The sequence below is a fragment of the Kitasatospora sp. NPDC088346 genome (genome assembly GCF_044740765.1).
Classification (GTDB): domain Bacteria; phylum Actinomycetota; class Actinomycetes; order Streptomycetales; family Streptomycetaceae; genus Kitasatospora.
The window spans coordinates 197578-211053 of sequence record NZ_JBIURH010000001.1 but is presented as its reverse complement, the minus strand read 5'-3'; the positions used below and the strand labels follow the sequence as shown (position 1 = coordinate 211053).

Genomic DNA, 13476 nt, shown 5'->3' with positions numbered 1-13476 from the left:
GCTGGGGGGACGCCGCGCCACAAGGGATGGGATACCCAGTGACGGGGGACAGACCACACGGCGCCCGGCCCGAGGTGGGTCAGAGTGCCGCCGAGCCCCGGGACCGCAGCTGCTGGGCGTACTGCTGAAGGGCCCACAACTCGCTCTGCACGGCGTGCAGTTCCTCGGCGGTGGCCCGACTGCCGAGCCGCTGGAGATGGGCGCGGGCCTCGTTCACCCGGCGGTCCACGGCCTGCAGCCGCAGCTTGACCAGGAACTCGCCGGCGTAGATCTCGTCGGCCTTGCGGCGGGAGCGGATCGGCTCGACGGTGAGCTCGGTGACCAGGCCGCGGACCTGGTCGTCGGGGCTGGCCTCGCGGACGGCGGCGGTGAAGTCGGGCAGGCCCGCGCCGTACGCGGTGCCGCCGGTGGTGCCGATCGCGCGGCGCACCGCGGCGTAGGGCGGGGTCGGGAACTCGTCCTCGCCGTACTGGTCGAAGGCCGGGCTGACCAGGTCCGGGTGCTGGAGGGCGAGCTTGAGCAGCTCGCGCTCGACGAACTGCGCCGGGTCCCGCGGGTTGAGCCGGAAGACCGGCCGGGCCGGCTGGACGGGCTGCGCGGGCTGGGCCTGGTCCGGGCGGCGGGTGGGGCGCTGGGCGCCGTTCTGCTGGTTCTCGCGCTGCCAGCGGGCCAGCTGGCCGATCCGGCGGACCACGAACTGCTCGTCCAGGATGCCGAGCATGCCGGCCAGCTGGACGGCGTACTCGTGCTGGATCGAACGGTCCTTGATCTTCACGATGATCCCGGCGGCCTCCTCCAGCGCGGCCGCGCGGCCCTCCGCGGTGTCCACCCGGTGCCGGGCGACCGCCGAGCGGAGGGCGAACTCGAAGAGCGGGACGGGGTGTTCGATCAGCTCGCGGACGGCGTCGTCGCCCTTGGCCAGGCGCAGCTCGCAGGGGTCCATGCCGCCGGGGGTGATCGCGATGGAGGTGCGCGCGGCGAACTTCTGGTCGTCCTCGAAGGCCCGCAGCGCGGCCTTCTGGCCGGCCGCGTCGCCGTCGAAGGTGAACACCGTCTCGCCGCGGTAGGTGGAGGTGTCCATCAGCAGCCTGCGGATGATCTTGACGTGCTCCTCGCCGAAGGAGGTGCCGCAGGTGGCCACCGCCGTGGTGACACCGGCCAGGTGGCAGGCCATCACGTCGGTGTAGCCCTCGACCACCACCGCGCGGCCGGACTTGGCGATCTCCTTGCGGGCCAGGTCGATGCCGTACAGCACCTGGGACTTCTTGTAGAGCGGGGTCTCGGGGGTGTTCAGGTACTTGGGCCCGTTGTCGTCCTCGCGCAGCCGGCGCGCGCCGAAGCCGACCACCTCGCCGCCGGAGTCCCGGATCGGCCAGACCAGCCGGCCCCGGAAGCGGTCGATCAGCCCGCCGCGCTGCCCCTGCGAGGCGAGGCCGCCGAGCAGGATCTCCTTGTCGGTGAAGCCCTTGCCGCGCAGGAAGCGCACCAGGTGCTCCCACCCCACCGGGGCGTAGCCGACCCCGAAGTGCTGGGCGGCGGCCTCGTCGAAGCCGCGCTCGGCCAGGAAGCGCCGGCCGATCTCCGCCTCCGGCGAACCGAGCTGCTCCTGGAACCAGGCGGCGGCGACCTTGTGCGCGTCGACCAGCCGGGTGCGCTCGCCCTGCTGGTGCCGGGGCGAGTAGCCGCCCTCCTCGTACCGCAGGGTGATGCCCGCCTGGGCGGCCATCCGCTCCACGGCCTCGGCGAACGAGCAGTGCTCGATCTTCATCAGGAACGAGATGGTGTCGCCGCTCTCGCCGCAGCCGAAGCAGTGGTAGACGCCCTTGCCCGGGTGCACGTAGAAGGAGGCGGACTTCTCGTCGTGGAACGGGCAGACCCCCTTGAGCTGGGCCCCACCGCCGCTGGTCAGCTGGACGTAGTCGCCCACCACGGCGTCGATCGGGAGCGCGCTGCGCACCGCCTGTACATCTTCATCCCTGATCCGACCGGCCACCCTGGAAGTTTACGCACCCGGCGGCCCGTTCCCGGGGCGCGGGATCAGTCCGCCGCCTTCTCGACCAGCCGCCGGTGCAGCGCGAAGGCGGAGGAGTCGGTGAGGGTGGCGATCTGGTCGACCACCGCGCGCAGGGCGGCCCGGTCGTCCTCGGCCTCCTCGTGGAGCGCGGCGAACACCGGGTCCAGGCCGTACGGCGCGCTGCGGGTCAGGGCCTCGGCGAGCTCCGCGATCACGATCCGCTGGCGGGAGCGCAGCTGGGCCTGCTCGTCGCGCTGCATCACGTAGCGGACGGCGACCGCCTTGAGCACCGCGCACTCCAGCCGCACGCCCACCGGCACGACCAGCTCGGCCGCGTACCGGGTGAGCGGGCCGGGGCCGTAGCGGGCCCGGGTGGCCTGCTCGGCGGCCAGGCAGAAGCGGCCGATCAGCTGGCTGGTGAGGTCCTTGAGCCCGGCGCGGGCGCGGGCCGATCCGTCGTACGCCCGGGGCCACCACTCCTGGGCCCGCAGGCGGTCCAGGGCCTCGGCGAGCTCCTCGGCGGAGGCGTCGGGGGCGTACCGCTCGGCGATCTTGAAGAGTTCGGCGCGCTCCTCGGCGGAGCGCAGCGCGGCCGGGTCGACGTGGCCGGCCTGGAAGGCGTCCTCGACGTCGTGGGTGGAGTAGGCGACGTCGTCGGACCAGTCCATCACCGTCGCCTCGAAGCACTTGCGGTCCTCGGGGGCGCCGGCCCGCAGCCAGCGGAAGACCGGCAGGTCGTCGGCGTAGACGCCGTACTTGGTGGAGCCGGGGTCGACCGGGTGGCCGCCGTGCGCCCACGGGTACTTGGTGGCGGCGTCCAGCGCGGCCCGGCTGAGGTTGAGGCCGACGCTGCGGCCGGGCCAGGGGGCGAGCCGGGCCGGGGCCTCGTCGACCGGGGCGAAGCGCTTGGGCTCCAGCCGGGTCAGGATGCGCAGCGACTGGGCGTTGCCCTCGAAGCCGCCGCACGCCCGGGCGGCCTGGTCGAGCGCCTCCTCGCCGGTGTGCCCGAACGGCGGGTGGCCGATGTCGTGCGCCAGGCAGCCCGTCTCCACCAGGTCCGGGTCGCAGCCGAGCGCGGCGCCGAGCTCGCGGCCGACCTGGGCGCACTCCAGCGAGTGGGTCAGCCGGGTGCGGGAGAAGTCGGCGTGCATCGGGGCGACCACCTGGGTGGTGCCGGCGAGCCGGCGCAGGGCCGCGGAGTGCAGGACCCGGGCACGGTCGCGCTGGAAGGCGGTGCGGCCCGGGCGCTTGTCCGGCTCGGGCACCCAACGGGCTTGGGCCTGCGGGTCGTACGGGGCGGTGCGGTGCGCGGTGTCGTCCATATGACAGTCACCGTACGCCCGCCCCCCGACATCGTGCCGGTGCGCCGCGTTTTCCGGCCGGGGTGCGGGCGGTGAACAGCGGGCGCCGGACGGTCGTCCGGGTCAGCGGGTGGCGGACGGCAGGAGCGCCCCCGCGGCGGCGGGCAGCCGGCCGGCGGCCGAGGCGTAGCGGGCCAGCACCAGCCGGACCAGCAGCGGGTGGGCGCCCAGCGGGGCCGCGGCCGGGCCGTCCCAGGCGGCGGCCGCGAGGCGGGCGAAGTCCCCCGGCGCCGTGAAGTACCCGGCCACCGCGACCGGCCCGGGCCGCTCGGCGGCCAGCCGTCCGGCCGTCTCCGCGACGCTCGGGCCGGCCCCGGTCACGTACCCGGGCCGCACCGGCACCCGCAGCCGCACGGCGAGCAGGGCGGCCTGCGCCTCGGCGTCCAGGGCCGCCTGCGGGTCCCGGGAGCCGGCCGCGGCCAGCACCACCGACCCCGTCCCGGACGCCGCGCCCGCCTCCGCCAGCCGGACCCGCAGCAGTTCGGCGAGCAGCGGGTCGGGCCCGAGCGGGGCCGCGATCACCCCGCCGAGCTGCGGTGCGCCGGCCAGCGCGGTCGGCAGGTCGGACTTCACGTGGTGGCCCCGGCCGAGCAGCAGCGGGACGAGCACCGCCGAACCGCCCAGCGCGCCCAGCACCTCGGGCAGCAGCGGGGCGTTCAGGCCGAGGTGGGCGAGCCGGACGTCGAGCTCCGGCCGGGCCGCGGCCACCATCGCCGCGAGCCGGCGGATCTCGGCCGCGGCGGCCGGGTCCCGGGAGCCGTGGGCGACGAGCACCAGGGCCGGGCGGCGGGCGGTGTGCAGCACCCTCGGCGGAAGAACGGAGGCAACGGTCATGGATCAAGCCTCGCCGCACGCTGTTTCCCGGCCGTTGCCCCGTGGTCACGACTGGTTTCCCGGCCCTCACAGCAGGCCCGGACACCGGTGAGCGGGGTGTGCGGCCGCCGTAACCTGCGGGCCGCCGGGGCGAAACAGCGCGTCGGCACGCTGGCGGACATGAGCGACGTGACCGAGACCCACTGCCCGTACTGTGCGCTCCAGTGCGGGATGGGGCTGAGTCCCGCCGAGGGGCCGGTGCCGGTCTCGGTCGTCGAGCGGCCCGGTTTCCCGGTCAACCGCGGGGCGCTGTGCGGCAAGGGGGCCAACGCGGCCGCCGTGCTCGCCCCCGGCGCGCGGCTGACCACCCCGCTGGTCCGGGACGGCGGCGTGCTGCGGCCGGCCGGCTGGGACGAGGCGCTGGGCCGGATCACCGACGCCCTGCGGGCCACCGCGGCCGCCCACGGGCCGGACGCCGTCGGGGTGTTCGGCGGCGGCGGACTGACCAACGAGAAGGCCTACCTGCTCGGCAAGTTCGCCCGGGTGGTGCTGGGCACCTCGGCGATCGACTACAACGGCCGGTTCTGCATGTCCTCGGCCGCCGCGGCCGGCATCCGCGCGTTCGGGCTGGACCGCGGGCTGCCGTTCCCGCTGGACGACGTCCCGCGGGCCGGCTGCGTGGTGCTGGTCGGCGCCAACCCGGCCGAGACGATGCCCCCGTTCGTCCGGTACCTGCGCGAACTCCGGGACAACGGCGGCACGCTGATCGTCGTCGACCCGCGCCGCACCCGTACCGCCGAGCTCGCCGACCTGCACCTCGCCCCGCGCCCCGGCACCGACCTCGCGCTGGCCCTCGGGCTGCTCCACCTGGTGGTCGCGGACGGCCGCACCGACGAGGCCTTCATCGCCGCGCGCACCACCGGCTGGCCAGAGGCCCGCGCCGCCGCGATGGCCCTGTGGCCCGAACACGTCGAGGCCGTCACCGGTGTCCCGCTCCCCCGGCTGCGCGCCGCCGCCCGGCTGTTCTGCGCCGCCGGGACGGCGATGGTGCTCACCGCCCGCGGCCCCGAGCAGCAGGCCAAGGGCACCGACACGGTCAACGCCTGGATCAACCTCTGCCTCGCCACCGGCAACGCCGGGCGCCGGTACGCCGGGTACGGCTGCCTCACCGGCCAGGGCAACGGCCAGGGCGGCCGGGAGCACGGCCAGAAGGCCGACCAGCTGCCCGGCTACCGCCGGCTCGACGACCCGGCCGCGCGGGCGCACGTCGCGGCGGTGTGGGGCGTCGACCCCGCCTCGCTGCCGGGCCCGGGCCGCAGCGCGTACGAGCTGCTCGACTCGCTCGGCACCGACGTGCGGGCGCTGCTGCTGACGGGATCCAATCCGGTGGTCTCCGCGCCCGCATCGACCCACGTCGGCGAGCGGCTGCGCGCACTGGACTTCCTGGCGGTCAGCGACGTCGTGCTGTCCGAGACGGCGGAGCTGGCCGACGTGGTGCTGCCGGTGACCCAGTGGGCGGAGGAGACCGGCACCCTGACCAACCTCGAAGGCCGGGTGGTGCTGCGGCGGCGGGCCGTCGACGCCCCCGCGGGGGTGCGCAGCGACCTGGAGGTGCTGCACGCCCTGGCGGACCGGCTCGGCCACGGCGAGCGCTTCCCCACCGACCCCGAGCAGGTCTTCGAGGAACTGCGCCGCGCCTCGGCCGGCGGGCCCGCCGACTACGCGGGCATCAGCTACCGGCGGATCGCCGCCGAGGACGGGGTGTTCTGGCCCTGCCCGGACGAAGGCCACCCCGGCACCCCCCGGCTCTTCCTGGACCGCTTCGCCACCCCCGACGGCCGGGCCCGCTTCGTCCCGGTGCGGCACCGACCGCCCGTCGAGGAGCCGGACGAGCAGTACCCGGTGCGGCTGACCACCGGCCGGGTGCTGGCCCAGTACCAGTCCGGTGCCCAGACCCGGCGGGTGCCGGCCCTCAACGCGGCCGCCCCCGGCCCGTACGTCGAGCTCCACCCGGTGCTCGCCGAGCGGCTGGGCATCGCGGACGGGGAGCGGGTCGCCGTGGTCAGCCGGCGCGGGCGGACCGTCACCCCCGCCCGGCTGACCACGGCGATCCGCCCCGACACCGCGTTCATGCCGTTCCACTGGGCCGGCGAGGGCAACGCCAACCGCCACACCAACCCGGTGCTGGACCCGATCTCCCGGATGCCGGAGTTCAAGGCCTGCGCCGTCCGGCTGGAACGGCTCTGAGCGGGCGCCCTCCGGGGGCGGCGGCGCCGCTCGGCCGCCGCGCTCACAACCGCCGGGGGGCGGCGCTGAGGCCGAAGTTCCGCTCGCGAAACCGGGCGGCCCCGGACGGGTAACACCTGCGGCCGATGCTCTGGGACATGACAGCAAGCGACAGCCGCGTGGTGGTGGTCGGTGGCGGCATGGCCGGCCACCGGCTCACCGAGCAGCTCACCGGGCAGGGCCGGCGCGAGGTCGTCCTGCTCGGCGAGGAGGAGTGGCCGCCGTACAACCGGGTGCTGCTGGCCGAGGTGCTGGCCGGACGGTACCCGGCCGAGGTGGCCGCGCTCGCGCCGCTGCCCGGGCGGGCCGTCCGGCGCCGGACCCGGGTGGTGCGGATCGACCGGGCGCAGCGCCGGGTGCTGTGCGACGACGGCTCGGCCGTCGGCTACGGCGACCTGGTGCTCGCCACCGGGAGCAACCCCGTCCTGCCGCCGCTGCGCGGGCTGTTCGAGGAGTCGGCGGCCGGCCGGGAGCGGCACGAACTGCCGGCCGGGGTGTTCGCCTTCCGCACCATGGCGGACTGCGCCGACGTCGACGCCTACCTGCCGCGGGTGCGGCGGGCCGTGGTGGTCGGCGGCGGTCTGCTCGGGGTGAGCGCCGCCCGGGCGCTGGCCGCGCGGGGCGTCCCGGTGCTGCTGGCCCACCAGGGCGAGCACCTGATGGAACGCCACCTGGACGCCGACGCGGCCGCGCTGCTCGCCGCCCACCTGACCGACCTGGGGGTCGAGGTGCACACCGAGTGCCGGGTCCGCTCGGTGCTCACCGCGGACCGCCGGGTGCGCGGCATCGAACTGGCCGACGGCTTCCGGATGGAGGCCGAGCTGCTGGTGCTGGCCGTCGGCGTCCGGCCGCGGACCGGCCTGGCCCGGGCCGCCGGGCTCGCCACCCGCAACGGCATCACGGTGGACGACCGGCTGCGCACCGACGACCCGCACGTCCACGCGGTCGGCGACTGCGCCGAGCACCGCGGCGTGGTCTACGGCCTGGCCGGCCCCGCGCTGGCCCAGGCCGACCGGCTGGCCCGGCTGCTCGGCGGCGAGGACGCCGCCCCGGAGGCCGGTTACCGCGGCAGCCGGCCGCTGACCCGGCTGACCCTGGCCGGTCCCGGCGGCACCCCGCTGGACCTGGCCGCCTTCGGCGCGACCGAGGCCGACCCCGAGGACCGGGTGATCCGGCTGGCGGACGCCGCCCGCGGCACCTACCGCAAGGTGATCGTCCGCCCGGACGGGCAGGGCGGCGACCGCCTGGTCGGCGGCGTCCTGCTCGGCGACCTCGACACGGTCGGCACCCTGGCCAACGCCTGGGAGGGCGACGAGGCCCTGCCCGCGCACCCGCTCCACCTGCTCACCACGCAGAGCACCACCACCGGAGGGACTTCCTGATGACCACCACCAAGCCCACGCTGATCCTGGTCGGGTACGGCATGGTCGGCCACCGCTTCCTGGAGGCCCTGGCCGAGACCGGTGCCGCCGACCGCTACCGGGTCGTCGTGCTCGCCGAGGAACCGCGGCCCGCCTACGACCGGGTCGCCCTCACCTCGTACTTCTCCGGCCGGACGGCCGAGGACCTGCTGCTCGCCGAGGAGGGCTTCACCGACCGGCACGGCTACGAGGTCCACCTGTCCTCGCCGGTCACCGCCGTGGACCGGACCGCCCGGACGGTCACCACCGCGGCCGGGCACACCCTGCGCTACGACACGCTGGTGCTGGCCACCGGCTCGTACCCGTTCGTGCCGCCGGTGCCGGGCAAGGACGCCGAGGGCTGCTTCGTCTACCGCACCATCGAGGACCTCCAGGCCATCGAGGCGTACGCGGCCGGGCAGACGGTCGGCGCGGTGGTCGGCGGCGGGCTGCTCGGGCTGGAGGCGGCCGGCGCGCTGCGCGGGCTCGGGCTGGAGACCCACGTGGTCGAGTTCGCGCCCCGGCTGATGCCGGTCCAGGTCGACGAGGGCGGCGGCGAGGCGCTGCGCCGCACCATCGAGGGCATGGGCGTGGTGGTGCACACGGGAGTGGGCACCACCGCCGTCGAGGTCTCGGACGGGGGCCGGGCGGCCGGCATGGCGTTCACCGACGGCTCCCGGCTGGACACCGGCCTGGTGGTCTTCTCGGCGGGCGTGCGCCCCCGCGACCAGCTCGGCCGGGACTGCGGGCTGACCGTCGGCGAGCGCGGCGGCATCGCGGTGGACGAGCTGTGCCGCACCTCCGACCCGGCCGTGTTCGCCATCGGCGAGTGCGCGCTGGCCTGCGACGGCCGGGTGTACGGCCTGGTCGCGCCCGGCTACGAGATGGCCCGCACGGTCGCCCAGCAGCTGGCCCGGCAGGCCGTGCAGCCGTTCACCGGCGCCGACCTGTCGACCAAGCTCAAGCTGCTCGGCGTCGACGTGGCGAGCTTCGGCGACGCCTTCGGCACCACCGCCGGCGCCCTGGACGTGGTGTACTCCGACTCCCGCGCCGGCGTCTACAAGAAGCTGGTGGTCACGCCCGAGGGCGCGCTGCTCGGCGGCATCCTGGTCGGCGACGCCGAGGCGTACGCCGCGCTGCGGCCGCTGGCCGGCACCGGCACCCCGCTGCCCGTCCCGGCCGAGTCGCTGGTGCTGCCGGCCCACCTCGGCGCGCCCGTCCAGCTGGGCAGTTCCGCGCTGCCGGACGAGGCGGTGGTGTGCAACTGCCACAACGTCACCAAGGGCGCCGTGCGGGCCGCCGTCACCGAGCACAGCTGCACCACCGTCCCCGAGGTCAAGAAGTGCACCAAGGCCGGTACCGGCTGCGGCTCCTGCCTCAAGCTGCTGGGCACCGTCGTCGACGACGAGCTGGCGGCCTCCGGCGTCGAGGTCGACCGGGGCCTGTGCCCGTGCTTCGGGCAGACCCGCGCGGAGCTGTACGAGATCGTCCGGGTCAAGCGGATCCCGACGCACCGCCGGCTGCTGGCCGAGCACGGCCGGCTGGGCGGCGAGGGCTGCGAGGTCTGCAAGCCCACCGTCGCCTCGATCATCGCCTCGCTGGCGCCCGAACTGGCCGTCTCCGGGCACATCCTGGACGACGAGCAGAGTGCGCTGCAGGACACCAACGACCACTTCCTGGCCAACCTCCAGCGCAACGGCTCGTACTCGGTGGTGCCGCGCATCCCCGGCGGCGAGATCACCCCGGACAGGCTGATCGTGATCGGCGAGGTGGCCCGCGACTTCGGCCTCTACACCAAGATCACCGGCGGTCAGCGGATCGACCTGTTCGGGGCCCGGGTGGACCAGCTCCCGCAGATCTGGCACCGGCTGGTCGCGGCCGGATTCGAGTCCGGCCACGCCTACGGCAAGTCGCTGCGCACGGTGAAGTCCTGCGTGGGCTCCACCTGGTGCCGGTACGGCGTGCAGGACTCGGTCGCCATGGCGATCCGGCTGGAGCTGCGCTACCGCGGCCTGCGCAGCCCGCACAAGCTCAAGTCGGCGGTCTCCGGCTGCGCCCGGGAGTGCGCCGAGGCCCGCGGCAAGGACTTCGGGGTGATCGCCACCTCCAACGGCTGGAACCTCTACGTCGGCGGCAACGGCGGCGCCACGCCCCGGCACGCCGACCTGCTCGCCCAGGACCTCGACGACGAGGGCCTGATCCGGCTGATCGACCGGCTCCTGATGTTCTACATCCGCACCGCGGACCGGCTGGAGCGCACCTCTGCCTGGCTGGAGCGGATCGAGGGCGGCCTGGACCACGTCCGGGCCGTGGTGGTCGACGACAGCCTCGGCCTCGCCGCCGACCTGGAGGCCATGATGGCCCACCACGTCACCGACTACGAGGACGAGTGGGCCGCCACCCTGGCCGACCCCGCGCGCCTCGCCCGGTTCGTCTCCTTCGTCAACGCCCCCGGCGTGCCCGACCCCAGCATCCGCTTCACCGCCGAACGCGACCAGGTCAAGCCCGACCTGACGCTGCTCGCCACCGAGGCCGACCTGCTCGCCGCCCTCGACCCCGACCGCGCCCCGATCCTGGAGGCCTCCCGATGACCGCACCCGTCCGCACCACCACCCGCGTCGAGCTGTTCGCCGACCGCACCTGGACCCCGGTCTGCGACTGGGACCTGCTCACCCCCGGCCGCGGCGTCGCCGTCCTGCTGCCCGACGGCCGGCAGGCCGCCGTCTTCCGGGACAGCACGGACACCCTGTACGCGATCGCCAACCGCGACCCGTTCACCGGCGCCTACGTGCTCTCCCGGGGCCTGCTCGGCACCACCGCCGACGGCCGGGCGTACGTCGCCTCACCGCTGCTCAAGCAGCGCTTCGAGCTGGCGACCGGCCAGTGCCTGGACGACGACGGCGTCCGGATCCCGGTCCACCCCGTCCGGACGGCCTGAGGGGCCCGGCGGTCGGAGGCGTCAGGGGGTGACCGCCGCGAGCACCGCGGCGGCCATCCCCTGCTCGCCCCTGGCGTTCGGGTGCAGCGGGGCCAGCCCCGCCGCGGGCAGCGGCGGTTCGACCCAGCGCTCGTCCTCGCCCGCGCACATGTCGTGCCCGGCCGACGGGGTGGAGGTGTCCACGAAGACGCCACCGGCCTGCTCGGCGCTGCGCCGCAGCATCGCGTCGAGCTGCCGCTGCTTCTCCGCCAGGAAGGCCAGGTCGCCCGGGGCCACGCCGGAGCCCAGGGTGGCCGCGCAGGCCGCCGGATCGGCCGGCAGCATCGCCGGGTACCCCACCAGCAGCACCCTGGCCAGCGGGGCCCGCCGCCGGATCTCCCGCACGGCCTCGGCCACCTTCGGGCCGGTCGCCTCGATCGCCCGTCCGACCTCGTCCGTGCCGTCGCCGGTGCTGTAGTGGGCCCGGCAGGGCGCCTCGGCCCCCGGCTGCTCGGTCAGCGCCGCGGCCACCGACCGCTTGACGCTCTCCATGGCGCAGCGCCCGAGCACGTCCATGAAGCCGACGTCGTTGCCGCCGATCCCGAGGGTGACCAGCCGGGTGGTGTCCGAGACCGCCTCCAGCTGGGCCGGGTTGGCGCCGCCGGCGGCCTGCTGGGGCGCCGTCAGGTCGCCGGTGCGGGCGCCGCTGCAGCTGACGTCCCGGAAGTCCTGGCCGCTCAGCCCGAGCCGGGCCGCCACCAGCGAGGGGTAGTTCACCCCCGAGCGGGCGCAGCCCCGCGGGGTGCCCTGTTGCGGGGGGATCCGCAGGCCCGAGGTGTACGAGTCGCCGAGCGCCGCGTAGGGCCGCACGGGCGGCGGGGTCGTGGCGGCCGGGGCGGACGCCGTCGGGGCCACGGCGGACGCCGGCGGGGACGGCGCCGGGGCGGGGGCGGACCCGCCGCCGCAGCCGGCGAGCGCCAGCAGCCCGGCCAGGCCGGACAGCAGGCCGGCGCGCCTGAGAGTGGTGCCCATCGCTTCCCCCGGGGTCGGGCCGTCATCGGTGAACGGCGGACGGCCCGTCCCCCGGGCGTCCGAAGAGGACGAACGAGCCGGGGACGGGAATCGATCCCGTCCCCGGCTCGTGTTCACCCTCCCGGCCGCACCGGCCCGCCGGGGGGCCGGGCCCCGGCCGGAGCGGCTCAGTCCGCGTCGCGCTCGTGCTCGGCCAGGAACTCCTCGAAGCGCCGGCCCAGCTCGTCCGCGGACGGCAGGTCGGCCGTCTGGGCGAGCAGGCTCTCGCGGTCCTCGGCGCCCGCCACCGCGTCGTACTGGCCCTCCATGCCGCGGATCGCCGAGCGCAGCTCGCCGTCGCCCTGGGTGAGCTGGTCCTCGATCTCGGCGTACACCTCGTCGACCCGCACCCGCAGCTCGCTGCCGGGCAGCACCAGGCCGGTGGCCGACTGCACGGCCTCCAGGATCACCACCGCGGCGGCCGGGTAGGCCGAGCGGGCGATGTAGTGCGGCACGTGGACGGCGAAGCCGAGCACGTCGTGGTCGGCCTCGGCGAGGCGGTACTCCAGCAGCGCCTGGGCGCTGCCCGGCACCTGGGCCTGCTCGAACCACTTCGGGTAGCCCGGCGCCAGGTCGAGCCGGTTGCCGTGCGGGGTGACCCCGACCGGGCGGGTGTGCGGCACGCCCATCGGGATGCCGTGGAAGTCGACCGACAGCCGGACGTCGAACTCCTCGATCAGGCCGCGTACCGCCGCCGCGAACAGCTCCCACTCGGTGTCCGGCTCGGGGCCGGTGAGCACCAGGAAGGGTGCGCCGACCGAGTCGTGCACCAGCTGGAGCAGGATCTCCGGCGGGTCGTAGTCCGTCCAGCTCTCGCGGTCGAAGGTCATCGCCGGGCGGCGGGCCCGGTAGTCCACCAGGCGGTCGTGGTCGAACCTGGCCACCACCTGCGGACTGCCGTGCTCCAGCAGGTGCGCCACGACCTGACCGCCGGCCTCGCCCGCGTCCATGAAGCCCTCGAAGTGGTACAGCAGTACCAGGCCGCTGTCCGCCTCGGCCGCGGCGTCGCGGGCGGCGGCCAGCGCGGCCACGCCCAGCGGCTCCGACCGGTACAGCTCCTTGGGATCACGCACGGTGCACCCAACCCCGTTCCGTCTCGTCGTCTCACCGGGCAGGCCCTGGCTGGGCCCGCCCACGGCGGAGTGCCTTGTCACGGCCCGGCCGCCTGCTTCAGTCCAGCGTGCCGGAGGCCGCCGACATTCCCGCCGCGCCCGGTGTCTTCTCCCCGTCCCGGAAATCTTCTCACCTGCCCGGAAAACCGCTGGTGGGAACCCCCGAATCGGTCCGCACCGGGCGGATCCGGGCGGGCGGCGGGCCGCGCGCGCCCCCGTTCGCGCGATGCGAGGTGACGCACCGCCCTCGGACGGGTATCGTCCTCTCGCTGCCTCGCATCGTCGCGTCGTCGCCACGCCGTCTGTCACGGCGCGGGCCACGACCCGGTCCGTTGCGCGGCCAGCCACTCCTCTCGCACCTTGCCTTCACCTGGCCGCCTGCTTCCTTCGCGCTCTCATTCCCCTCTCGGCCATCTCGCGGACGCACACTGTCCCCTCGCTCATCCCGCCGGTACGGTCCCGTCGACCCGATGCCGTTCCGGCACCGCGCTGCCCGCTTCCG

9 protein-coding genes are annotated in these 13476 nt (G+C 75.6%); 4 read left to right on the top strand and 5 right to left on the bottom strand.

The window, feature by feature from the left end; all coding sequences use genetic code 11:
• Nucleotides 1-79: 79 nt before the first annotated feature.
• From dnaG to ACIOFR_RS00890, 3 genes are all read right to left on the bottom strand, one after another.
• Nucleotides 80-1993 carry a DNA primase gene (dnaG, locus tag ACIOFR_RS00900; RefSeq protein WP_400991485.1) on the bottom strand — a complete coding sequence of 638 codons (1914 nt, stop codon included), beginning with the start codon at nucleotides 1991-1993 and terminating at the stop codon, nucleotides 80-82.
• 44 nt (nucleotides 1994-2037) lie between these two features.
• Nucleotides 2038-3336 (bottom strand): deoxyguanosinetriphosphate triphosphohydrolase, encoded by a 1299-nt coding sequence (locus ACIOFR_RS00895; protein ID WP_400991484.1) that lies wholly within the window; start codon nucleotides 3334-3336, stop codon nucleotides 2038-2040.
• 102 nt (nucleotides 3337-3438) lie between these two features.
• Nucleotides 3439-4209, bottom strand: coding sequence for a sirohydrochlorin chelatase (locus ACIOFR_RS00890; RefSeq protein WP_400991483.1), 771 nt, complete (start codon nucleotides 4207-4209; stop codon nucleotides 3439-3441).
• A gap of 159 nt (nucleotides 4210-4368) precedes the next feature.
• On the opposite strand from ACIOFR_RS00890, the gene ACIOFR_RS00885 reads away from it, so the two are divergent.
• The 4 genes from ACIOFR_RS00885 to nirD all read left to right on the top strand — a co-directional run bounded on the left by ACIOFR_RS00885 (nucleotide 4369) and on the right by nirD (nucleotide 10812).
• A complete protein-coding gene (locus ACIOFR_RS00885; RefSeq protein WP_400991482.1) occupies nucleotides 4369-6435 on the top strand; it encodes a molybdopterin oxidoreductase family protein in 2067 nt (688 codons plus the stop codon).
• Nucleotides 6436-6572: 137 nt separating this feature from the next.
• On the top strand, nucleotides 6573-7856 hold the full coding sequence (locus ACIOFR_RS00880) for an NAD(P)/FAD-dependent oxidoreductase (RefSeq protein WP_400991481.1): 1284 nt from the start codon (nucleotides 6573-6575) through the stop codon (nucleotides 7854-7856).
• Nucleotides 7856-10465, top strand: a complete 2610-nt coding sequence (nirB, locus tag ACIOFR_RS00875; protein WP_400991480.1) for a nitrite reductase large subunit NirB — start codon at nucleotides 7856-7858, stop codon at nucleotides 10463-10465. Before ACIOFR_RS00880 ends, nirB begins: the two co-directional genes overlap by 1 nt.
• Nucleotides 10462-10812, top strand: coding sequence for a nitrite reductase small subunit NirD (gene nirD / locus ACIOFR_RS00870; RefSeq protein WP_400991479.1), 351 nt, complete (start codon nucleotides 10462-10464; stop codon nucleotides 10810-10812). Before nirB ends, nirD begins: the two co-directional genes overlap by 4 nt.
• 21 nt (nucleotides 10813-10833) lie before the next feature.
• Here nirD and ACIOFR_RS00865 read toward each other — a convergent pair whose 3' ends face one another.
• Together ACIOFR_RS00865 and ACIOFR_RS00860 are read right to left on the bottom strand one after the other, a co-directional pair.
• Entirely contained in the window at nucleotides 10834-11823 is a 990-nt protein-coding gene (locus ACIOFR_RS00865) for an SGNH/GDSL hydrolase family protein (RefSeq protein WP_400991478.1), read from the bottom strand.
• A gap of 167 nt (nucleotides 11824-11990) precedes the next feature.
• Entirely contained in the window at nucleotides 11991-12935 is a 945-nt protein-coding gene (locus tag ACIOFR_RS00860; protein ID WP_400991477.1) for a PAC2 family protein, read from the bottom strand.
• Between the last annotated feature and the right edge of the window lie 541 nt (nucleotides 12936-13476).